General features: G+C 70.4%; 18 protein-coding genes and 1 tRNA gene. 8 read left to right on the forward strand and 11 right to left on the reverse strand.

The genetic code is table 11. The annotated features are described in order from the left end of the window. Nucleotides 1-47: 47 nt before the first annotated feature. The 3 genes from IE173_RS10115 to IE173_RS10125 are packed head-to-tail and all read right to left on the reverse strand — an operon-like array spanning nt 48 to nt 3,198. Nucleotides 48-872: a carbohydrate ABC transporter permease gene (locus tag IE173_RS10115; RefSeq protein WP_229842030.1), complete on the reverse strand. Its 825-nt coding sequence runs from the start codon at nt 870-872 to the stop codon at nt 48-50. Further along, nucleotides 869-1,849 carry a carbohydrate ABC transporter permease gene (locus IE173_RS10120; protein ID WP_191283344.1) on the reverse strand — a complete coding sequence of 327 codons (981 nt, stop codon included), beginning with the start codon at nt 1,847-1,849 and terminating at the stop codon, nt 869-871. Before IE173_RS10120 ends, IE173_RS10115 begins: the two co-directional genes overlap by 4 nt. Next, nucleotides 1,849-3,198 (reverse strand): ABC transporter substrate-binding protein, encoded by a 1,350-nt coding sequence (locus IE173_RS10125; protein ID WP_191283345.1) that lies wholly within the window; start codon nt 3,196-3,198, stop codon nt 1,849-1,851. Before IE173_RS10125 ends, IE173_RS10120 begins: the two co-directional genes overlap by 1 nt. Before the next feature lie 160 nt (nt 3,199-3,358). On the opposite strand from IE173_RS10125, the gene IE173_RS10130 reads away from it, so the two are divergent. From IE173_RS10130 to IE173_RS10140, 3 genes are all read left to right on the forward strand, one after another. Then, nucleotides 3,359-4,384: a LacI family DNA-binding transcriptional regulator gene (locus tag IE173_RS10130; protein WP_191283346.1), complete on the forward strand. Its 1,026-nt coding sequence runs from the start codon at nt 3,359-3,361 to the stop codon at nt 4,382-4,384. 111 nt (nt 4,385-4,495) lie between these two features. After that, the gene (locus IE173_RS10135; protein ID WP_191283347.1) at nt 4,496-5,656 is read left to right on the forward strand and encodes a mandelate racemase/muconate lactonizing enzyme family protein; all 1,161 of its coding nucleotides are present in this window, start codon (nt 4,496-4,498) and stop codon (nt 5,654-5,656) included. A gap of 27 nt (nt 5,657-5,683) precedes the next feature. Beyond that, nucleotides 5,684-6,454, forward strand: a complete 771-nt coding sequence (locus IE173_RS10140; RefSeq protein ID WP_191283348.1) for a FadR/GntR family transcriptional regulator — start codon at nt 5,684-5,686, stop codon at nt 6,452-6,454. A 7-nt stretch (nt 6,455-6,461) separates the two neighbouring features. Here the strand turns inward: IE173_RS10140 and IE173_RS10145 are convergent. Further along, nucleotides 6,462-6,533, reverse strand: a tRNA-Gln gene (locus IE173_RS10145). 63 nt (nt 6,534-6,596) lie between these two features. Between IE173_RS10145 and IE173_RS10150 the strand changes: the two genes are divergently transcribed. Genes IE173_RS10150 through IE173_RS10165 form a run of 4 tightly spaced genes read left to right on the forward strand, consistent with a single transcriptional unit; the run spans nt 6,597 to nt 10,424 of the window. Beyond that, nucleotides 6,597-7,088 (forward strand): MarR family winged helix-turn-helix transcriptional regulator, encoded by a 492-nt coding sequence (locus IE173_RS10150; RefSeq protein WP_191283349.1) that lies wholly within the window; start codon nt 6,597-6,599, stop codon nt 7,086-7,088. A 2-nt stretch (nt 7,089-7,090) separates the two neighbouring features. Continuing rightward, nucleotides 7,091-8,356 carry a cytochrome P450 gene (locus IE173_RS10155; RefSeq protein ID WP_191283350.1) on the forward strand — a complete coding sequence of 422 codons (1,266 nt, stop codon included), beginning with the start codon at nt 7,091-7,093 and terminating at the stop codon, nt 8,354-8,356. A 9-nt stretch (nt 8,357-8,365) separates the two neighbouring features. After that, complete coding sequence (locus tag IE173_RS10160) at nt 8,366-9,730, forward strand: TrkH family potassium uptake protein (protein ID WP_229842031.1); 1,365 nt, start codon at nt 8,366-8,368, stop codon at nt 9,728-9,730. 28 nt (nt 9,731-9,758) lie between these two features. Further along, nucleotides 9,759-10,424, forward strand: coding sequence for a potassium channel family protein (locus tag IE173_RS10165; protein ID WP_191283351.1), 666 nt, complete (start codon nt 9,759-9,761; stop codon nt 10,422-10,424). A 4-nt stretch (nt 10,425-10,428) separates the two neighbouring features. On the opposite strand, the gene IE173_RS10170 is transcribed toward IE173_RS10165, so the two are convergent. The 6 genes from IE173_RS10170 to IE173_RS10195 all read right to left on the reverse strand — a co-directional run bounded on the left by IE173_RS10170 (nt 10,429) and on the right by IE173_RS10195 (nt 17,362). Beyond that, nucleotides 10,429-11,343: an NAD-dependent epimerase/dehydratase family protein gene (locus tag IE173_RS10170; RefSeq protein ID WP_191283352.1), complete on the reverse strand. Its 915-nt coding sequence runs from the start codon at nt 11,341-11,343 to the stop codon at nt 10,429-10,431. Next, complete coding sequence (locus IE173_RS10175; protein ID WP_191283353.1) at nt 11,340-12,980, reverse strand: class I adenylate-forming enzyme family protein; 1,641 nt, start codon at nt 12,978-12,980, stop codon at nt 11,340-11,342. The genes IE173_RS10170 and IE173_RS10175 overlap by 4 nt, the downstream gene beginning before the upstream one ends. Beyond that, a complete protein-coding gene (locus tag IE173_RS10180; protein WP_191283354.1) occupies nt 12,977-14,125 on the reverse strand; it encodes a cytochrome P450 in 1,149 nt (382 codons plus the stop codon). The genes IE173_RS10175 and IE173_RS10180 overlap by 4 nt, the downstream gene beginning before the upstream one ends. Next, on the reverse strand, nt 14,122-14,874 hold the full coding sequence (locus tag IE173_RS10185) for a glycosyltransferase family 2 protein (protein ID WP_268248911.1): 753 nt from the start codon (nt 14,872-14,874) through the stop codon (nt 14,122-14,124). Before IE173_RS10185 ends, IE173_RS10180 begins: the two co-directional genes overlap by 4 nt. A 29-nt stretch (nt 14,875-14,903) precedes the next feature. Next, complete coding sequence (locus IE173_RS10190) at nt 14,904-15,908, reverse strand: 3-oxoacyl-ACP synthase III family protein (protein WP_191283355.1); 1,005 nt, start codon at nt 15,906-15,908, stop codon at nt 14,904-14,906. Between the two features lie 80 nt (nt 15,909-15,988). After that, nucleotides 15,989-17,362, reverse strand: coding sequence for an HNH endonuclease signature motif containing protein (locus IE173_RS10195; protein WP_191283356.1), 1,374 nt, complete (start codon nt 17,360-17,362; stop codon nt 15,989-15,991). Nucleotides 17,363-17,499: 137 nt separating this feature from the next. Between IE173_RS10195 and IE173_RS10200 the strand changes: the two genes are divergently transcribed. Beyond that, complete coding sequence (locus IE173_RS10200; RefSeq protein ID WP_191283357.1) at nt 17,500-19,425, forward strand: DUF2207 domain-containing protein; 1,926 nt, start codon at nt 17,500-17,502, stop codon at nt 19,423-19,425. On the opposite strand, the gene IE173_RS10205 is transcribed toward IE173_RS10200, so the two are convergent. Continuing rightward, the gene (locus IE173_RS10205; protein WP_191283358.1) at nt 19,422-21,224 is read right to left on the reverse strand and encodes an ABC-F family ATP-binding cassette domain-containing protein; all 1,803 of its coding nucleotides are present in this window, start codon (nt 21,222-21,224) and stop codon (nt 19,422-19,424) included. The two genes, IE173_RS10200 and IE173_RS10205, sit on opposite strands and share 4 nt — an antisense overlap. Between the last annotated feature and the right edge of the window lie 18 nt (nt 21,225-21,242).

Below are 21,242 nucleotides of genomic sequence, written 5' to 3' on the forward strand. Positions count from 1 at the left end.
CGGTGTCTCGTTTCGTGGTTCGTTCGGCGCGAGCGCCGGCGTCGGCGTCAGCCCTTGACGGCGCCCTGCAAGAGGGCCTTGATGAACTGGCGCTGGAAGATCAGGAACACCACGATCGCCGGGGTGATGATGATGAGCGCGCCGGCGTTGAGGAGCGGGATGCTCGCGTAGTACTGCCCCTGGAAGAAGGTCAGCGCGCCGGCGACCGTGCGGTCGAGCGGATCCTGGATGAGGGCGACCGGCAGGATGAACTGGTTCCAGGTCCACAGGAACAGCAGGATCGCGAGCGCCGCGAGGGCGGGGCCGGCGAGCGGGATCTGGATGCGACGGAACTCCTGCCACACCGTCGCGCCATCCACCCGCGCCGCCTCGGAGAGTTCGGTCGGCACCCCGACGAAGTGCGCCCGCATCCAGGCGACGCTGAACGGCATGAACAGGCCGATGAGGGTGAGCCCGACGGCCCACGGGGTGTTCAGAAGGCCGAGCGACTTCATGTGGTAGTAGATCGGGATGATGAGCGACTCGAACGGGATCGTGAGGCCCGCGACGAACAACAGCAGCAGGAAGCGGCTGCCGCGGATGCGCAGGTTGCCGAGCGCGTAGCCCGCCATGGTCGCGATGAGCAGGCTCGCCGGTACGACGATGAGTACGATCACGAGGCTCGAGCGCATGAGCTGCCAGACGTGCCCCGCCTCGAACGCCGTCACGAAGTTCTGCCACTGCGGGTCGCTCGGCCAGACCAGGCCGGTGGGGTTGCGGTCGGCCGGCTGGAGGGCGGCCGAGAGCATGCTGACCAGCGGCAGCACGGTCACGAGGAGCACGACGATGAGCACGATCCGGCCGACGACCGCCTCGGTGCGATTGCCGATCACGAGCTCTCCTTCGACAGGCGCTGGATCGGGATGACGACGATCAGCACGAGTGCCATGAGCACGATGCCGAACGCCGAGGCGAGCCCGACGTCGCTCTGGGTGAATCCGATGCGGAAGATCGACAGCCCGGGAACCAGGGTCGCCCGACCCGGTCCGCCCTGGGTCGAGGTGTAGATGATGTCGAAGCTGCTGAGCGCGGCGATCACGGTGATGGTGATGAGCACCGCGATCTGCTGACGCAGCCCCGGGATCGTGATGGTGATGAACTCCCGGAACCAGCCGGCCCCGTCGAGTCGCACCGCCTCGTAGAGCGAGGCGTCGATCTTGCTGATGCCGGTGAGCAGCAGCACGGTGCACAGGCCGGTCAGCACCCACGATCCGATGAGCCCCACCGCGGGGAGGGCGGTGCCGTAGTCGGCGAGCCACGGCCGGGTGATGCCGCCGAGACCGACGGCGGAGAGGATCTGATTGACCGTTCCGGTCTGCGCGTACATCCACGACCAGGCGATGCCGGCGGCAGCGAGCGGGATGATCTGCGGCAGGAAGAGGATCGTCTGCGAGACCGTCGAGAAGACGCCCGCCCGGATGTTGCGGATGAGCGTCGCGAGCACCAGGCCGGTGCCGACCGGGATGACCGTGAAGAAGATCACCAGCACGAAGGCGTTGCGGATGGCGGACAGCATCTCGCGGTCGGTGAACACCCGCAGGTAGTTGTCGACGCCGACCCAGGTCGAGGCGCCGACCCCGTTCCAGTCGTAGAACGAGTACTGCACGCCCTGGATGAACGGGACGAGCACGAAGAAGCCGTAGGCGGCGAGGGCCGGTGCGATCATCAGCACGCCGGCGAGGGGTCCCCGCCGGGTCGCCTTGCGAGCGACCCGGCGAGGGGCAACCGCGGACGTCGCCGGAGGTGAGTCCGCATCGCCGCCCGAGTGGGACACCGCCCCGATGGCGCCGCCGCGGTTGCCGGCAGACATCAGCCGCCGATCTCTTGCTCGTAGAACGCCTGGACGCGCTCGACGAACTCCTGTCCGGTGATCTGACCGGTCACGAGCAACTGGGATTCGGGGATGATCGAGCCGGCGTAGATGCCGGCCGTGGTGTTGGCCATGAAGTCGACCTGACCGTTCTCGGCACCGATCGTGGCGCTCATCTCCAGCGCCTTCTCGATGAGCGAACCGGGCTCGACGTCGGGCAGCGGCAGCGACGGGTCGCCACCGGGCGAAGCGCCGGTCACGTCGACGATGATCTGCCGGGCGACCGGATCGGTGTGGATCCAGTTGAGGAAGTACACGATCTCGTTGAGGTTGTCCGAGCCCGCGGCGACGGAGAACGAGTTCGCGGCCCCCATCGCGACGTGATCGCCGCCTTCCTCGACCGGCGGCACGAGGAAGAAGGTCACGTCGTCACCGAGCGCCTCCTGGTACCCGGCTGCCGCCCAGTTGCCGTTGAAGGTGAACAGGCCTTCGCCCTCCGAGAAGCGGGTCACAAAGGTGAAGTAGTCGATCGCGTTGATGTCCGACGGGAAGTAGCCGGCATCCGCCCACTCCCGCACCAGCTCCGCGCCTTCGACGGTGCCGGGCTGGTCGTAGCTGGCGCCCGGCTCGTTGAACATCCACGACATGAACTCGTCCTTGTCGACGAACTGGTTCATCGCGGCCTGCACCACGAAGTTCACGACGCCGTCGGAGTCACCCGCCATGATCGGCAGCACCCCGGCATCCTTCGCGATCTGCATCTGCTCTTCGAACTCCGCCATGGTCTCCGGCGGGGCGTCGATTCCCAGCTCGTCGGCGAGGGCCAGGTTCATGAAGATGCCGGTCACCGAGTAGCCCAGACCGAGCTGGTAGAGCGATCCGGAACCGCGCACGCCGTCATCCGTCATGCGCAACGGTGCGAGCTGCGACGCCGGCCAGGCGTCCCAGCCGTAGGCGTCGAAGTACGGGTCGAGGTTGGCGAGCAGGCCGTCCTTGACCGTGTCGCCGATGGTGGGGAGACGGATGAGGTCGGGCGGGTTGTCACTGGCCAGCAGGCGCGGCGCGTTCGCGGTGAGGTTCTGGAACGTGTCGCGGGTGATCTCGAAGGTGACGTTCGGGTGCTGCTCGGTGAACGCCGCCGCGAGCTCGTCGGTGACCGGGAAGCCGGTCTCGTCGGCGATGGTCAGGACGACCTCTTCGTCGGTGAGCTCGGTGCTCACGTCGACGCTTTCGGTCGGTCCCGCGGTGCCGCCGGGGGCGCAGCCCGCGAGGGTGAGGCCGGCGACCGCGATGAGTGCTGCGGCGGCGACCGGCGAGCGCCCGAAGCGGGCACGTCGGAGTGTTGCCATGTCTGACTCCTTTGTCGTTCGTGTCGGTACAGGGGTGCTAAATGGTTTCAGCACCCTCATCATTCGCCGTCGCGGTCGATTCTGTCAAGCTGAATCGAATTAGCTGCCAAGCTCTCACTGGTTCAATGATCCGTGACGACGGAGCTGGCGGGAGGGTGAGATGGCACAGAAGCGGGTGACGCTGGCGGATGTCGCGCGCCGAGCCGGCCTGTCGACGTCTGCCGCCTCGATGATCCTCAACGGCCGGCCCGACACCCGCCTCTCCCAGGACGCCCACGACCGGGTCAACGCGGCGGCCGCCGAACTCGGCTACCGGCCCAACATCGCCGCGCGCGGGCTGCGCACCGACAAGACGCACACCATCGGCTTCGTCTCCGACCTCGTCGCGAGCACCCGATTCGCGAGCGGGCTGATCAAGGGCGCCCTCGAGGCGGCCGAGAAGGCCGAGCACGTGGTGCTCGTCGCCGAGACCGGCGGCGAGCCCCGGCGTGAAGAGGAGGCGATCGCCGCGCTGCTGGACCGCCAGGTCGACGGGATCATCTTCGCGACGATGCGGGCGAGGGAGCTCTTCGTGCCGGAGCTTCCGAGCGCGACGACGGCCGTCATGCTCAACGCGACGAACCCCCGGTACACCGACTCGGTGCTCCCCGACGAGCTGGTCGGCGGCCGGGCCGCCGTCGAACTGCTGCTCGCGGCCGGCCATCGTGACGGCATCGCCCTGATCGGCCAGAGCGATGCCGCCGAACGCGACGTCTTCCGGTCGGAGACCGTGTCGCGACGGGTCGCCGGCATCCGCGAGACCCTGCGCGAGAACGACCTGCGGTTCGTCGCCGAAGAGTCGATCTGGCTCTGGGAGCCCGAGAACGGCTACGAGGCCACCCTGCGGCTCCTGACCGCGGACCCCGGCATCCGGGCACTCATCTGCATGAACGACCGCCTGGCCTTCGGCGCCTACCAGGCGGCCGCCGAACTCGGTCGCCGCATTCCGGCCGACCTCTCGATCGTGTCGTTCGACAACGACGAGATCGCCGCCTACCTGCGCCCCGGGCTCACCACCGTCGCACTCCCCCATGAGGAGATGGGGCGCCGGGCCGTCGAGATCCTGCTCACCGGCGAGCCCTCCGGTCAGACGCTGGTGCCGATGCCGGTCATCGTGCGGGACTCGATCGCTCCGCCCGGGGAGTAGCCCGCCGGAACGGTGATCGGAATCGCTTCGACGCCCCCCGCCGTGAGGTGGGACATGTGATGTATGCTGTTTGCGGCTGCGATCGGCGCGCCGAGGACCGTCGAAGGTGACATGAAGATCACGGGGTACCGCATCCTGCGTTCCTTCCACGACTGGGGGCGCCCGGTCGGCGACGTCAACGGCTACATCGAGTCGGGCCTCACCCCGGTGCCGGTCGTCCTGGTCGACACCGACGACGGCCTCACCGGGGTCGGCATGGGTTCCGATCACGACATCGACCGCATCTTCCCCGCGATCGAAGGCGAAGACCCGCGATCGGTCAGCGCGCTCTACGACCGGATGCTCGCGCAGGTCTTCAAGGCTGGTCACTCGGGTGCGACCTTCGGAGGCATCGGCACGCTCGACATGGCTCTGTGGGATCTCAAGGCCAAGGCGGCGGGCGAACCCCTGTGGCGGCTGCTGGGCGGGCGCGACCGGTTCGTCGCCGGCTACGCCTCGGGTCTCGACATCGCCCTCGACGACGACCGGCTCGCGGCCTGGTACGCCACGATGGCCGCACGCGGCTTCACGAGCGGCAAGCTCAAGGGCGGCCGCGACATCCCCGCCGACATCCGCCGGCTCGGCATCATCGCCGACGCCCTCCGCGTCAACACCCCGAACCCGGCGCTCATGCTCGACGCCAACGAGTCGTGGAACCTCAAGCAGGCGGTTCGGCACGTGAGCGCGGTCGAGGCGGTGCACGACCTCACCTGGATCGAGGAGCCGCTGCGCCGCTGGGACGCCGGCGGCCATGCCCGGCTCACACGATCGATCCGGGCGGCCGTGGCCACCGGCGAGAACCTGACCGGGCTCGAGCAGTACGGTCCCCTCTTCGACGCCGGTGCCGTCGACGTGGTACAGGCCGGCAGCGTCTGGGGGATCACGCACTTCCTGCGCGTCGCCTACGCCGCGCACAGTCGCGACCTGCCGATGAGCCCCGTCGGACTCACCGGCAACAACGCGGTGGCGCACGCGGCCGCCGCCATCCCCAACCACCTCTCGGCCGAGGTGCAAGACCTCGGCGCACCGTTCGGCATCACGGTCGATCAGGAGTTCGCCGACGGCGGCATCGTGCTCGGCGACACCCCGGGGGCGGGGGTGTCGATCGACGAGGCGGCGATCCAGAAGCGCACCGCCGCCGCCGACTGGCTCGTCACCGAAGGTCCGCACGTACGGCCGAAACGGGCGGGGCTGCAACTGGTGGCCGACCCTCCGCCCGCCCTTCTGGGCTGACCGATCGCGCGCCCTACACTGAATCGCATGACCGAAGCGGCCGGCGCGGGCGACGGGCGACGCCCCGTGCTCGTCGCGTCTGCCGGTCGCGTCCCGCCCGCCCGGCTGGGCGTCGCGGTCGTCGCCGACCTCGTCGCCGCGATCATCACCGGCGTTCTCGAGCCCGGCGAGGTGTTGCCGCCCGAAGGCGAACTCAGCCAGCAATTCGGCGTCTCGCGCACCGTCATCCGGGAGTCCGTCAAGCGGATCGAAGAGAAGGGTCTGGTTGTGGTGGCGCAGGGGCGCGGCACGACCGTCAACCCCCCGAGCATGTGGAACGTGCTCGACCCCGTCGTGCTGTCGGCGATGGTCGATCACGACGACTCGCTCGGCGTGCTCGATGAGCTCTCGATCGTGCGCGGCAGCCTCGAGGCCTCGATGGCTCGGGCCGCCGCCGCGAGCCAGACCCCGGAACGAACCGCCGCACTGCAGGCCGCGTTCGACGACACGCGCCACCGCATCGACGACTTCGAGGCGTACAACCAGGCCGACGCCGACTTCCACTACCTGATCATGGAGCAGTCGGGAAACCGTCTCGCCGCCAACATCACCCGCATCCTGTTCGCCCGCGCGCGGGAGAGCGCCCGCTTCATCGGCACCCCGGGACCGGAAGCGTTGCGCGTCACCCTCGACGAACACCAGGCGATCCTCGAAGCGATCACGCGCGGCGACGGTGAGGCCGCCGCTCAGGCGATGCGCGACCACATCGCGAAAGCCTGGGCTCGCCGCCGGCCGACGAATCCCCGCACCGGCGCCTGACCGACTGCTCCGCCCCCAGGATTCGAACCTGGACCTAACGGCTCCAAAGGCCGTCGTGCTGCCGTTACACCAAGGCGGATCGCGTTCCCGCGGTGCGGGGCGCCGATCTAGCTTGCCAGGCTCGGCGCGCAATACTGGACGGGTGCCCGCTTCCGACGAGGTCGACCGCATCGTCGACGCGTGGTCGCGCGAACGTCCCGACATCGACTTCACGCCGTTGCAGGTGCTGTCGCGGGTCGACCGCCTCGCCCGCCACCTCGATCGGTCGCGTCGTTCGGCGTTCACCTCCTCGGGTCTCGAGCCGTGGGAGTTCGACGTGCTCGCGGCGCTGCGCCGCGCGGGTGACGCCGCCCAGCTGAGCCCGAAGGCGCTCCTGCAGCAGACCCTCGTCTCGAGCGGCACGATGACGAACCGCATCGACCGGCTCGTCGATCGCGGGCTCGTCGAACGCCACACCGACCCGCACGACGGTCGCGGAGTGCTCGTCGTGATGACCGACGCCGGGCGGCGGCAGGTGGATGCCGCGATCTCGGTGCTCGTCGCCGAGGAGGCCGAGATGCTCGCGGGCCTGTCGAAGGCCGACCAGGAGCGGCTGAGCGGCCTGTTGCGGAAGCTCAGCCTCGACTTCGACTAGCCATGCCTGTCGCCGAAGATCTCGACGCGCCTCCCCGGGAGCGGCGGCTGTCTCTCTGGCGCGACGGAATCGGTGACGGGGCCGCCGCCCACGAGCACCGGCTGCTGTCGGCCGCCCGCCCCGCGCTCCCGCTGCTCAACTGGCTCGGCCAGTTCGCGAACCCGATCATGAGAGTGCCGGGTCTCGGCTGGATCACCGCCGACCCCCGCACGGCGCGCGCCCTGCTCAACGACCCGGAGCACCTCACGCTGCTCTCCGAAGGCGGAGTCGGCCACCTCTGGGCGCAGATCCTGGGCGACTGGGTGCACGACCTGTTCGACGGGCCCGGGCATCACGACCTGCGCACCCGCAGCCGGGAGCTGTTCACCGAGAAGACGTCGGCCGCGTTCGTGACCCGGGCCTGGGGTGCTCGCCTGGCGGAGGCCCGGGCCTCCTTCGAGGCCGGCGAGGAACTCGACCTCGCCGACCTGTCGCGGGTGCTCGTCGGGCACATGGTCGTCACGCTGCTCGGCCTCCCGATCGAGAGCGGCCGCGGGGATGACGCCTACCGCGAGATCTTCGCGACCGGCGAGCAGCTGGCATCCATCGCCCTCGGCACGACCGCCGACACCACCCTCCCTCCGCAGAAGATCGCGGTGGCCCGCGAGATCGTCGAACGGCTCACCGCCCACATCGGCGACGCGTTCGGAACCGCGCATCCCGACACGATCATCGGCCGCTGCCGCGAGATCGGCCTCACCGTGCAGCAGACCCAGGGCCTGTCGACCCTGCTGATGGTCGCCGGCACCGAGACGGCCGCCTCGGCGATGGCACGCACCGCCGCCCTGCTGTTCGACTCCGGCGAGCAGCACCGGCTGCTCGCGATGCCCCAGCACCGGGATGACGCCATCCGTGAGGCGCTGCGCGTCACCAGCCCGGCGCCTCTCATCGGGCGCTCCGTGCTCGCCGATCTCGACGTCGCCGGCCGGCGGCTGCGGGCCGGCGAACGCGTCATGGTGCTGACCTGGACGGCGAACAACCTCGCCGGTCCGTACCGGATCGACCGCCCGTACCTTCCTCAGCACCGCCAGTTGTGGTTCGGCGCCGGACGGCACCTCTGCCTCGGCGGCCCCCTCGCCCGGGCCGAACTCGGCGCGATCGTCGACCTGCTGCTGGGCGACGGGCGGCCGTTCCGGGTCGTCGAGCGCCGCTACGGCCGCAAGGTGCTCATCCCCGCCTACTCCTCGCTCGTCGTTCAGAAGGACCGCGGGCCCCGGAGAGAGGAGTAGGTTTCTCCAGTGCAGTTGAGCGGCCGCGTCGCGGTGGGAAAGCGCAGCCGTCGGCGTTTTCATCCGGCGCAGGTGATCTTCGTCGCCTTCGCGGTGTCCGCGCTCGCCGGCACCGGGCTCCTCCTGCTGCCGATCGCGAAGGCCGGCCCGGGCGGAGCGACCTGGGTGGAGGCACTCTTCACCGCCGTCTCCGCGGTCGCCGTCACCGGGCACGTCGTCGTCGACACCCCGACCTACTGGACGCCGTTCGGGCAGGTCGTGATCCTCGCCCTCATCCAGCTCGGCGGTCTCGGGGTCATGACCTTCGCGACCTTCGTCGGCGTCGTGGTCGTGCGCCGCCTGTCGTTCCGGTCGCGCCTCAACACCGCGACCGAGACGAAGGCGCTCGGCCCCGGCGAGGTGCGCGGCCTCGTGCTCGGAGTCGTGCGGGTGTCGCTGCTCGTCGAAGGCGTCGTCGCCGTCATCCTCGCGCTGCGCTTCGCACTCGGCTACGGCTACTCCCCCGGTGAAGCGATCTGGCTCGGCGTCTTCCACGGCGTCTCGTCGTTCAACAACGCCGGATTCGCCCTGTTCAGCGACTCGATGATCGGGTTCGTCAGCGACCCGGTGATCAGCCTGACGGTGTGCGCGTCGATCATCCTCGGCGGTCTCGGATTCCCGGTGCTGTTCGAACTGCGCAAGCGCTTCCGGCGCCCCCTGCTGTGGAGCATGAACACCCGCCTGGTTCTCGCGTTCACCGTCGCCCTGCTCGTGCTCGGCACCCTCTTCATCACGGCACTCGAATGGAACAACCCCGCGACGCTCGGCGACCTCGCCTGGCACGACCGCATCCTCGCCGGCTTCTTCCAGTCGGTGCAGACCCGCACCGCCGGGTTCAACTCGGTCGACATCAGCCAGCTCAACGGCGCCACACTGCTCGGGATGGACGCGCTGATGTTCATCGGCGGCGGCCCGGCCGGAACGGCGGGCGGCATCAAGGTCACCACGTTCGGCGTGCTGCTGTTCATCCTGATCGCCGAAGTGCGCGGCGACGCCGTCGTCAACGTCTTCGGCAAGCGGCTCTCGCGCGCCGTGCACCGGCAGGCGATCGCCGTCGTGCTCGTCTCGGTGGCCCTCGTCGTGGTGAGCACCATCGCGATCATGATCATCAGCGGACTCGACCTCGACCGCGTGTTGTTCGAGACCATCTCGGCGTTCGGCACCGTGGGACTCTCCACCGGGATCACGGCGTCGCTGCCGGTTCCCGCCCAGCTCATCCTGGTGCTGCTGATGTTCCTCGGCCGGCTCGGCCCCATCACGTTCGCCACCGCGCTCGCGCTGCGTCCGCGGTCGATCCTGTATCAACTCCCGAAAGAGAGGCCCATCATTGGCTAGTTCTCGTAAGACAGGGCAACGCGGCGACATGGGGCGCATCGCCGCCGCCGACTCGGTCGCCGTCATCGGTCTGGGCCGCTTCGGTCGCGCACTCGCGCTCGAACTGATGGCGAGCGGCACCGAGGTGCTCGGCATCGACGCGAGCGAAGACATCGTGCAGGACCTCAACGGCCAGCTCAGTCACGTCGTGATGGCCGACTCGACGAAAGAAGACGTGCTGCGTCAGCTCTCGGTTCACGAGTTCGACCGCATCGTCGTCGCGATCGGTAGCGACGTGCAGTCCAGCATCCTCACCACCTCCCTGCTTTTGTCGTTCCGGCCCCAGCATCTCTGGGCGAAGGCCGTCAACGACGCTCACGGCCGCATCCTCGAGCAGCTCGGCGTGCAGCACGTCATCTACCCCGAGAAGGAGATGGGCAAACGCGTCGCCCACCTCGTGCGCGGCTCGATGCAGGACTACCTCGAGATCGGCGACGACTTCGCGCTCGTGAAGACCAAGCCGAGCGCGCGGTTCGTCGGCACACCCCTCGGGCAGCTCGGCATCCGCGCGGAGCACGGCGTGACGGTCACCGCCGTGAAGCACGCCGGCGAGCGCTGGACCTACACGACCGCCGACACGGTGCTCGCGCCCGACGACGTCATCCTGGTGGCCGGCGAGACCCGCAAGGCGGAGGCGTTCGGCCAGCTCCGCTGAGGCATCACCAGCGCTCGGCGCCCTCGAGCGTCGTCGGGGTGGGGCGGTAGCCGAGGCGGGTGCGGGCGGCCGTGAGGTCGAGGGTGCGCTCCATGCCCACCTGACTCACGGCGTAGCGGGTGAGGGCGGGGCGCCGACGGCGGATGCGGGCGGCCGTCTCGAGGGATGCCGCGAGGGCGAAGGCCGACCGGTACGGGATCGACGCGATGCGCACCCGCATCCCACGGCGCGTGAACACCTCGCGTAGCACGGCGGCGAGCACCACCGGGGAGTCGTCGGCGACGTTGTAGGTGCCGCGCGGGGTGCCTGCGTCGAGCGCGCGTCGCACCGCGAGCACGAGGTTGTCGATGTGGGTGAGCGAGTGCCGCACCTCGGCGCCCTCGGGCAGCACGAGCCGTCCCCGCCGCACCCCCGCCAGAAGCCGGGGCAGCAGGGTCGTGTCACCGGGGCCGTAGACGGCGTGCGGGCGCAGGATGACGGCATCCGTTCCCGCGAGTTCGAACTCGGCGAGCGTCTTCGACTCCGAGTAGGTCGAGAGGAATCGCCGCACCGGCGCCGCCGACTCGGGCACGTCGATGTTGGGCACGAACGCGTCGTACACGCTCGACGTCGACAGGTGCACGATGCGCGCCCCCGGGAAGCTGCGCACCACCGTGCGCGTGCCGTCGCGGTTCGCCTTCAGGGCCGCGGCGAGGGGCGCCCAGTCGTCGGCGAGCGCCGCGCAGTGCACGACCGCCTCGAAGTCGCGGTCGGCCCGCAGCGGACCGCTGTCGAGATCCCAGTACCGGTACCGGGCCCGCGGGTGCGACCAGCCCCCCGCCTGCCGTCCGAATCCGACGACCTCGTGGTCGGCATCCGCGAGCGCCGTCGCCACGGCACCGCCGATGAACCCGCTCGCTCCGGTCACTGCGATCCTCACGACAGGCTCCGGGCGATCCCGGCGACGGCGGCACGGTCGAGTTTGCGCGAACGCCCGGCCCGCGGCAGCTCGGGCACCGCGACGACGAGGTCGGGCAGCGCCCCGGCGTCGATCAGTCCCGGCAGGGCGCGCGCGACGGCGCGGGCGACGGGATGCGACGAGTCGGGATGCGCGGGCGGATCATCGGGGACGACGAGCACCACGATGCGGTCGTCGCCGATCGCGTCGGGCACTCCCGTCATGACCGCTTCGCGCACGCCCGGGAGGCCGGCGATCACCGGCTCGTAGAGTCCCGGGTACACGTTCTGCGTGCCGCGGATGAACATGTCCTTCTTGCGCCCGAGCAACACCAGCTGGTCGCCGTCGAGACGCGCGAGGTCGCCGGTGCGCACCTCCGCCAGCGGGGGTTCGCCGAGATACCCCGCGGCGAGTCCCGGGCCGCTGAGCACCAGCTCCCCGGTGTCGAGACGGGCGCGCACACTCGGCACCAGACGCCCTGCGTAGTCGCCCTCGGCGTCGCGACGCGCCAGCTTCTCGGCGCCGTCGGCGATCGCGACAGGCAGGATCTCGGTCATCCCGTACACCGCACGGATCGTGACCCCGGGAAAGCGGGCGAACGCGCGCTCCAGCAGCGGGCGCAGCACCGGCGCTCCGCCGAGGATGAGCGTCTCGAGCCGCAGCGGGGCGAGGTGCGGGGCGTCGTCGAGCAGCCGCAGGATCGCGTCGAGCGCCGCCGGCGGGGTGAACAGCACCTCGGCGTCGGGCAGCAGCCCGAGGTAGCGCTTCGGCGACGCCCCCGGGTCGAGGCCGGGAGTCGGCATGATCCAGTGCGCGCCCGCGATGAGCGCCGGGATGCCGACCATCAGCTGGTCGGTGACGACGCGTTGGCCGGCGCGCATGCTCGAAGCCGCGACATCCGCGAGCCCGGCGCCGAGCGACCCGCGGGTGTGCACCACGGCCCGGGGCGCGTCCGTCGTGCCCGACGTGAACACGATCAGCGCCTCGTCGGACTCTCGCCCACCCGTGGGTTGAGGAGCGCCCGGCGCAGCCGGACGCGTCTCGAAACCGTCCCCGGGGTAACCCACCGGCGGGGTTTCGAGACGCGTCGCCCTTCGGGCGGCGCTCCTCAACCCGCGGACTGGGAGGGCGCCTCTGGGCACACCCGGAAGCCAGGGGCCGACGTAGAGGTGGCGGGCGTCGGGGACGAGGCGGGCGTAGGGGGCGAGATCGAGCCCGCGCCGCCGGGCGAGCGGACGCAGGGGGCCCGACGACCCGAAGTAGAGGAGCGACTCGGCGGCGACCCACTTCGGGGCGGCGAGGGCGGTGCGGGCTCGGAACAGCGCCTCCCCGGCCCCGGGGTCGGCGAACACGACGGTGCCGCCGGCGAGCACGATGGCGAGCGCGAGGATGACGGCATCCGGTCCCGGGCGCACCGAGAACAGCACGCGGTCGCCGCGCTGCATCCCTTCGGCCCGCAAGCCGGCAGCCGTCGACCGGATCGCGGCACCGAGTTCTGCGTAGGTGTGGGTTTCGAGACGCGTCCGCCGAAGGCGGGCGCTCCTCAACCCGCGGGTGACCGCTGCCGCCGATCCGTGCCGATCGCAGGCGGCGAGCACGGCATCCAGAAGGTCGGTCATGACCGCTCCACGACGAGCGAGGCGTAGGAGGGGATGAGCACGCCGCGCGACGGGCGACGCGACACCACGCGCAGGGTGGGGGTGCCGAGCAGGGCGTCGAGGGTGAGCCGGATCTGCGCCATCGCGAGCGGCGCCCCGAGGCAGAAGTGGCTGCCGGCCCCGAACCAGAGCTGCTTGAGCTGTGCGGCGGGGTTGGTCGCCGGATCGAATTCGCCGAGCGCGCGGTTGGCCCAGTACGTGCCGAGCAGGATGCGCTCCCCCGGCCGCACCGCGACTCCCCCGATCGTGCGCGGCTGCACGACCGACCGCAGCATCATCGGCGACGGGGTGGTGACGCGCAGTCCTTCGGCGACCGCCGCATCCACCTGCTCCGGCGAGGCCGCGAGCCGCGGCAGCCAGCCCGAGTCGATGAGGATCGCGGCGAGCCGCGGCACGTACGACACGATCGTCTCGGTGCCGGTGAGCACGAACGCGCCGACCGCCCCGAGGGCTTCGCGTTCGTCGAGGCCGAGCGCCCGCATCCGCCCCGGCACGGTCGACTCGTCGCCCGCGTAGGCGCGTCGCGCGTGCTCCCCCAGTTCGGCGAGGATGCCGCGCGCGATCCCGAGCTGACGGGGCGTCAAGCGCGGGCGGGCGAGGGTGACGAAGCCCGTCACCCGCGACACCCGGGCGAACAGCTCGTCGTCGATGACCCGTTCGTCGAGCCCGACCAGGCGCGCGATCACCGCGGAGGCGCCGCGCCGGGAGTGCGCGACCAGGTCGACCCGCTCGCCGCGGGCGAGTGCATCGGCGAGGTCCCGGGTCGCCGCGCCGAGGCTCTCGGCCACCAGGGCGTCGACGAACGCCGGGGCGAACAACGGGCCGAGCTTGCGCCGCAGCGCCGCATGCTCGGCGCCCTCCATGTTGAGCAGCACGCTCGGGCCGAGCACCGGCGTCCAGAGGTCGCTGGGCGCCCCCGGCCCGTTCTTGGTGAACCCCTCCGTGTCGAGGAGGGTCGCCCGCAGCAGGTCGGCGTCCTTCACCAGCACGCCGAGCCCCGGGATGCGGCGCACGGGTGAGCGGATCGCCGACAGCAGCGGAAAGGCGATCGGATGCGCGGCGCGCAGCACGCGCTGCTCCCACCGGGTGGCCGACGCGATGCTCATCTGATGTCCACGTGCTCCGGGCGGTAGGCGTGATCCTTGTACCAGAGCAGGGTGTTCTTCAACCCCCAGGCGCGCACCCGACGGGATGACCCGTAGACGACGACATCCGATCGGCGGGCGTAGGCGCGGGTGAGGCGGCGCACGGCGTTGACGAGGGCGCGATCCTCGTGCACGTCTTCGATTCGCGTGCGCGGGAACCCGCCTGCCGCGACATACAGCTCGGCGGTGATGCCGACGTTGCAGCCCGCCGCCATCAGGTACGGCCCGAGATACTCGGGGCCGCGGTTGCCGGGGCGGATGCGGCCGAACGCCTCGGCGAGGTGCACGGCACCGCGCAACGCGAGTCGGGTCAGCCAGCCCACGCCTTCGTCGCGGCGCGGTACGAGTTCGCCGCCGACGAGACCGAGGCCACGGCCGCCCTGCGACGACGGCGTCAGCGACCGGCGGATCGACGCCGTCCAGTCGGCGCGCGGCAGGCAGTCGGCGTCGGTGCGCGCGAGCAGCGTCGCCCCCGCGGCGATCGCGGCGCGCATCCCCGTGTCGGCTGCCGCGCCGGTGCCCTTCTGCGGCTCGTCGATCACCCGCCACCGGGTCAGCCCGCGCTCGACGATGAACGAGCGGATGACGTCGCCCGACCCGTCGCGCGACCCGTTGTCGACGAACACCGCGTCGAAGTCGGCATCCCGTTGCCCCGCGAGCGCCTCGAGGGTGGGACGGATGCCGGCCGCCTCGTCGTACACCGGCACCACGACGGCGAGGGTCCCACCACGATCGGCCACTAGAGCCGCACCACCATGAGACCGAGGGAGATGCCGCCGGCGAGGCCGATCATCAGCACGAGCGACCCGGGGCCGATCATGCCGCTCTCGCGGGCGAGCCGCAGTTGCAGCGGCAGGGTCGCCGAGGCGATGTTGCCGTGCTCGGCGACCGTGATGACGGTGCGGTCGTCGCGCACCCCGAGCCGGTCGAAGATCGGACCCAGGTAGGGCAACGCCACCTGGTGGATGGCGACGAGGTCGAAGTCATCCATCGTGTAGCCGGTCTCGCGCAGCATCCGCATCACCGGCTCGGGGCCCAATTCGAGGAACGCCCTCTGCAGCCCCGCGCCGTCCATGTGGAAGTAGGCGGCATCCGGATCGTGGGTGCGCATCGTGCCGCCGCCCGGCAGGGTGCCGACCGCCCAGTGCCGCGACTCGGCGAAGAACCGCGACGCCCGGATGCCCGCCTCGGGATCGTCGGAGGCTTCGAGCACGACCGCGGCGCCGGCATCCCCCATCACATACCCGGGGAACGACGGCAGGAACTGGGCCGGATCGCCCAGCCGCCAGCGCACCGACACCGACGTCTTCTCGCCGCTCGCGACGAGCACGCGACGGTATTGCCCGGTGCGGATGAGGGCGTCGGCGACCTGCATGCCGTTGAGCACCGAGTTGCAGGCGTTCTTCACGTCCATGACGGGAGCGGTGAGGCCGAGTTTCGCGGCGACGATGTGACTCGTGGCCGGTTCGACGAGGTCTTGTGCGGCGGCGGTGAACAGCACGAGGTCGATGTCGCCCGGGCTCTCGTCGAGCGCCTGCCGCGCTGCCGCCACCGCGAGATCGGAGGCCTGCCAGTCATCCGGGGCGATGTGCACGCGCTCCACCCCGGTCATGCGTGAGATCAGGCCGGTCGCCAGTCGCATGCCGGGGTTCTCGGCTTTCAGGCGCTGCTCGGTCTCGGCGGTGGCCCTCACCCGCTCAGGAAGGTGCACCCCGAGTGCGGCGATTCGGGTCGACGCGGACATCGACGCGAGCCTAGCGGCCCCGGGTCACGGCCGAGGCCCGCGGCCGGCCGACTGCGCAGGTTGCCATCGCCGTTTCCCCGTCAAAGGGGCACGGTCATGCCGGTTGTCGGCTGGGGGCGGGGCGGTGTCGTTCGTCTTCGGAGTCTGGCGGCGGCTCGGGATCGGGCGGGCATCGGGATGGGTCGCTGGTCGAGGTCAACAGAGCGGGGTGGGATGGCGGCGAATCCGTGGACGGGATCTCGGTTGATGGTCCATCCGTTGTCGTGGATGAGCATGTGGTGGTGTCGGCAGAGGAGGAGTCCGTCGCGGGTGTCGGTCGGCCCGCCGTGTTTCCAGGGGATGCGGTGGTGGGCTTCACACCAGGAGGCGGGGCGGTCGCAGTCGGGGAAGCGGCATCCGCCGTCGCGGGCGGCGAGCACGTCGCGTTGCTTGGCGGAGAACAGGCGACGCGTCACTCCGAGTCGGAGGGGTTCGCTGTCGTCGGCGAAGTGGATGGGGACGATGCCGGTGTCGCAGATGTGTTGTTCGGCGGTGGGGATCGAGATGGCTTCGGTCTGGTCGTGGATGAATGCCGGTCCGCGGCGTTCGCGCAGGTCACGGTCGGTGACCAGCACCCGCACCGCGTGACGGCGGGCGCCGAGCAGTCGGCCGGGGTCGGCTTCGGTGCCGATGCGGATCAGGTCGACGAAGGTGTCGAGGGCGATCTGCCCGAGGCTGCGCTCGTCGGCCGCCAGTTTCTCGGCCCGTGCCTGCTGTTCGGCGTCGACGAAACGGGGTCCGCCACGCCGGGGTGAGGTGGCGGCGTCGTAGGCAGCCGACACGATCGCGGCCGATGCCGGGTCGAGCAGCCCGGAGAGGTGGGTCATCCCGTCGGAGAGGGGAGTGAGGGTGAGGTATCGCTTGTCGCGCAGCATCCGCTCCCGATCCCGCACCCCCGCGGTGTCGAGGTCATCACGCAGTTCCCGGGCCCGCGCCGCGAGCTTCTCGACCGTCATCGTCGGCGCCAACAGCGCCAGCTCGGTGGCGGCGTCGGCGAGATCATCCGCCGCGACATCCTCCGTGGGGGATCCCAACCCGGCCTTGATGACGTCGGCCTTCACCACCGACACCCGCCCCGAAGCGACCTCGGTGCCGACCGCTGCGAGCCACGGGTCGGCATCCACCGTCAGCAGTTGCCCGACACGCACCAGCGTCTGCGACTCCCGCTTCGAGACCCCCGACACCTGCTCCACCAACTTCTCGGGCGTGCCCGCGCCGAGGCGTTGGGCGAGACCGCCGAAGCCGTCTTCCCGCCGGGAACGATGCTTCACCTCCGCCGCGAACGACCCCAGCGACGCCTCCACCAGTCGCCGCAACTCACCCAACTCACGGGCACCCGTCAGCAGCGCGTCATCATCGAGCACCCGAGGGTCAGCCGCCAGCCACGAGGCCAGACCGGGGGCGGAAGAAGACATACCCCCAGTGAAGCAACACTCGAACGCATGTACTAGATAGACGAACCATTCTCAGGATAAGTCGCGCGCAACCACCCTGTGGAGGACTCGACGGCCGCCCATCGACGGATGGCTGGCGACCCCGCTACGCTCGCGACGTGAAAGCACCTCACGCTGCCCGCGCCCTTCTCGTCGCCGTCGGAGCGCTCATCCTCGTCGCCGCCGGAACCGCACCTGCCGCAGCAGACCCGCACGACGGCCCCGACGCTCCGCCGGTCGTCGCGCTCGACGCGGCCGGCAGCGGGGTCGACGACTTCGAGTTCGCGTCGTTCGACGCGGTCTACGAGCTCTCGCGGGATGGCAGCGGCCGCTCGCAGCTGCACACCGTCGAGACCCTGGTCGCCGTGTTCCCGGAATACGACCAGAACCGGGGCATCCGCCGAGCGCTGGTGACGGACTACAAAGGCCACAGCACGAGCATCGACATCGTGTCGGTCACCGACGGCAACGGAGTGCCGCGCCCCTACGAGGTGACCGGCGACGGCGAGTTCACGCTCGTCACGATCGCCGTGCCGCAGGGGCAGTACGTGCACGGCGAGCAGACCTACGTCATCGAGTACACGCAGTCGGATGTCACCTCGACCGAGACCGACCTCGCCGACGGCGTCACCCGCGACGAGTTCTACTGGGACACGAACGGCACGGGCTGGGCTCAGCCGTTCGGCGAGGTCAGCGCGACCATACGGGTGCACGCCGACCTCGTTCCGGCGCTCACGGGTGAGGCGTTCTGTTACTACGGCTACGAGGGCTCCAGCGATCAGTGTGAGATCGACAACGACGGGGATGGCGAGTTCAGCGCGACGGTGCGCGACCTGTTCGCGTACCAGAACATGACGCTGGTGATCGCGTTCGAGGAGGGCACCTTCGCGGGGGCGCCGTTCTGGGCGTACGTGCCGATCCTGGCCCTCATCGCTGCGGCGCTCGTGCTGTTCGGGCTCATCTTCGCGCTCGTCGTGCGGTTCGTCTTCTGGCGCGACGCCAAAGGGCGCGGCATCGTCATCGCCCAGTACGAGCCGCCCGCGGGGCTCAGCATGATGCTGGCGGCGAACATCGCCGGCAACCCGAAGAAGGGGATGGCGGCGACGATCGTCGACCTCGCGGTGCAGAAGAACCTGCGCATCATCGAACACGATCAGGGCTGGAGCAAGGTCTTCGGCGTGCAGAAGCTGTCGAGCGCCGACCTCGCCCCCGACGAACAGCGCGTGATGGGTGCGCTGTTCTCGGTCAACCCGTTCTCGATGGGCGGCCTTCTTCCCGGGCTCAAGAACCTGCTGTCGCTCGGCGGCAGCACACCCCCGCCGGCGGCGGACGCCAACGGCGAGGTGCGCTGGCTCACCAAGGGCGACACGGTGCTCGGGCAGCAAGTCGTCGCGCTCACCAAGTCGATCGAGCGCGAGGCCGAGGCGGGCGGGCTGCGCCGCAAGCCGTCGTGGCGGCCCATGCTCATCGTGGTCGGCGCCATGGTGCTGGCGGGCATCCTGCTCCTCATTCAGACGATCGTCGGCGGCGAGAGCGAGATCTCGATCATCACCGGGGTCGTCGGCTTGAACGCCGTGCCGTGGATCGCGATCTTCGCCGCCGGCATCCTCACCCGCCGTCGCCCGCTCACGAGTAAAGGGGCGGAGCTGAAGGAGCACCTCGACGGATTGCGCGAGTTCATCCGCGTGGCCGAGGCCGACCGGCTGCAGATGCTGCAGAGCGTCTCGGGAGCGGAACGCATCAGCACCTCCGACACGACGGCGATCATCAAGATCTACGAGAAGCTGCTGCCCTACGCCGTGATCTTCGGGCTCGAGAAGCAGTGGGCCGAGGAGATCGCCAAGTACTACGACACGAACCCGCCCGACTGGTACTCGGGCCCGAGCGGCTTCCACGTGGCCGCGTTCGCGGCCGGCATCAGCACGCTGTCGTCGAGCGTCTCGACCTCGTACGCCAGCTCGTCGGGGTCGTCGTCGAGCGGTGGTGGCGGTGGCGGCGGTTCGTCAGGCGGTGGCGGCGGCGGCGGCGGCGGAGGCGGCGTCTAGCTCTCGAGCTGCGCGCCGAGTGCCAGCCACTGCTCTTCGAGGGCATGCGCTTCGGCCTCGAGTGCCGCGATCGCGGTCTGCTTCGCCCCCAGCGTGACGTAGTCACTCGGGTCGACGGCATCCAGCTCTGCCTTCGCCTTGTGGATGCCGTGGGTCGCCTTCTCGAGGCGCCGCTCGACCGCCGCCACTTCCTTCTCGACCGCGCGACGGTCGGCTCCGCCCAAACCCGTCGGTTGAGCAGCGGCCGCAGGCCGCGTGTCGAAACCAGCCCCGCGCGAGACGGACTTCCGGAGTTCGAGGTACTGGTCGACGCCGCCGGGGAGGTGACGGAAGGCTCCGTCGAGCACGGCGTACTGGTTGTCGGTGACGCGCTCGAGCAGGTAGCGGTCGTGCGAGACGACGAGCAGGGTGCCGGGCCAGGTGTCGAGCAGGTCTTCCATCGCGGCGAGCATGTCGGTGTCGAGGTCGTTGGTGGGCTCGTCGAGGATGAGCACGTTGGGCTCGTCGAGCAGGATGAGCAGCAGCTGCAGTCGTCGCTTCTGGCCGCCCGAGAGATCCTTCACGGGCGTCGAGAGTTGCGCGGTCGTGAAGCCGAGCCGCTCGAGCAACTGGCCCGGCGTCATCTCGACGCCGCCCGACACGTACGACGACTTCTGCTGGGCGACGACGGCGCTCACCCGGTCGTTCATGAACCCTTCGAGCCCGACGAGGCGCTGATCGAGCACGGCGATCTTCACCGTCTTTCCACGCTTCACCCGCCCGCTCGTCGGCTGCACGGTGCCGGCGACGAGGCCGAGCAGCGTCGACTTGCCGGCGCCGTTGATGCCGATGACGCCGGTGCGCTCCCCCGGAGCGATGCGCCAGGTGACGTCGTGCAGCACGACCGTGTCGCCGCCGCGCTCTGCGCCGGGGAACGAGACCGAGACGTTCTCGAGGTCGACGACGTCTTTGCCGAGCCGCGCGGTCGCGAGCTGCTTGAGCTGCACCGTGTCGCGGGGGTCGGGCACATCCTCGATGAGCTGGTTCGCCGCATCGATGCGGAACTTCGGTTTGCTCGTGCGCGCCGGCGGCCCGCGCCGCAACCAGGCCAGCTCCTTGCGCATCAGGTTCTGCCGCTTCGCCTCGATCGTCGCCGACATCCGGTCGCGCTCGACCCGCTGCAACACGTAGGCGGCGTACCCGCCCTCGAAGGGTTCGAGGATGCGGTCGTGCACCTCCCACGTCGTCGTGCACACCGCGTCGAGGAACCACCGGTCGTGGGTCACGACGACGAGGCCGCCGCGGTTCGCCGGCCACCGCGAGCGCAGGTGCTCGGCCAGCCAGGCGACCCCCTCGACGTCGAGGTGGTTGGTGGGCTCGTCGAGGAACACGACATCCCAGTCGCGGGTGAGCAGCGCGGCGAGCGCGACCCGGCGTTGCTGTCCGCCGGAGAGGTCGCCGATGCGGCCCTCCCACGGCACGTCCCCGAGCAGCCCGGCGATGACGTCCCGAACCTTCGCATCGCCTGCCCACTCGTGCTCGACGCGGTCGCCGACGACCGCCTCCGAGACGAGCTGCTCGGGCGGGAGGGTGTCGCCCTGGTCGAGCATCCCGAGCGTCACGCCGCCGCGGCGGGTGACCCGGCCGGTGTCGGGTTCGATGCGCCCGGCGAGGATCTTCAGCAGCGTCGACTTGCCGTCGCCGTTGCGGCCGACGACCCCGATGCGGTCACCTTCGTCGATGCCGACCGTGACGGCGTCGAAGACGACCCGCGTCGGATACTCGAGCCCGACGCTCTCCGCGCCGAGCAGATGAACCATCCTTCGAGCGTAACGTTG

It is taken from the genome of Pseudolysinimonas yzui, assembly GCF_014653215.1.
Taxonomy (GTDB): Bacteria; Actinomycetota; Actinomycetes; order Actinomycetales; family Microbacteriaceae; genus Pseudolysinimonas_A; species Pseudolysinimonas_A yzui.

What these genes read in the sequence shown, in the direction of transcription:
- IE173_RS10120 (WP_191283344.1), bottom strand. Translation starts at nt 1,849, where the DNA reads ATGTCTGCCGGCAACCGCGGCGGCGCCATCGGGGCGGTGTCCCACTCG.
- IE173_RS10125 (WP_191283345.1), bottom strand. Translation starts at nt 3,198, where the DNA reads ATGGCAACACTCCGACGTGCCCGCTTCGGGCGCTCGCCGGTCGCCGCC.
- IE173_RS10130 (WP_191283346.1), top strand. Translation starts at nt 3,359, where the DNA reads ATGGCACAGAAGCGGGTGACGCTGGCGGATGTCGCGCGCCGAGCCGGC.
- IE173_RS10135 (WP_191283347.1), top strand. Translation starts at nt 4,496, where the DNA reads ATGAAGATCACGGGGTACCGCATCCTGCGTTCCTTCCACGACTGGGGG.
- IE173_RS10140 (WP_191283348.1), top strand. Translation starts at nt 5,684, where the DNA reads ATGACCGAAGCGGCCGGCGCGGGCGACGGGCGACGCCCCGTGCTCGTC.
- IE173_RS10155 (WP_191283350.1), top strand. Translation starts at nt 7,091, where the DNA reads ATGCCTGTCGCCGAAGATCTCGACGCGCCTCCCCGGGAGCGGCGGCTG.
- IE173_RS10165 (WP_191283351.1), top strand. Translation starts at nt 9,759, where the DNA reads ATGGGGCGCATCGCCGCCGCCGACTCGGTCGCCGTCATCGGTCTGGGC.
- IE173_RS10175 (WP_191283353.1), bottom strand. Translation starts at nt 12,980, where the DNA reads ATGACCGACCTTCTGGATGCCGTGCTCGCCGCCTGCGATCGGCACGGA.
- IE173_RS10180 (WP_191283354.1), bottom strand. Translation starts at nt 14,125, where the DNA reads ATGAGCATCGCGTCGGCCACCCGGTGGGAGCAGCGCGTGCTGCGCGCC.
- IE173_RS10190 (WP_191283355.1), bottom strand. Translation starts at nt 15,908, where the DNA reads ATGTCCGCGTCGACCCGAATCGCCGCACTCGGGGTGCACCTTCCTGAG.
- IE173_RS10195 (WP_191283356.1), bottom strand. Translation starts at nt 17,362, where the DNA reads ATGTCTTCTTCCGCCCCCGGTCTGGCCTCGTGGCTGGCGGCTGACCCT.
- IE173_RS10205 (WP_191283358.1), bottom strand. Translation starts at nt 21,224, where the DNA reads ATGGTTCATCTGCTCGGCGCGGAGAGCGTCGGGCTCGAGTATCCGACG.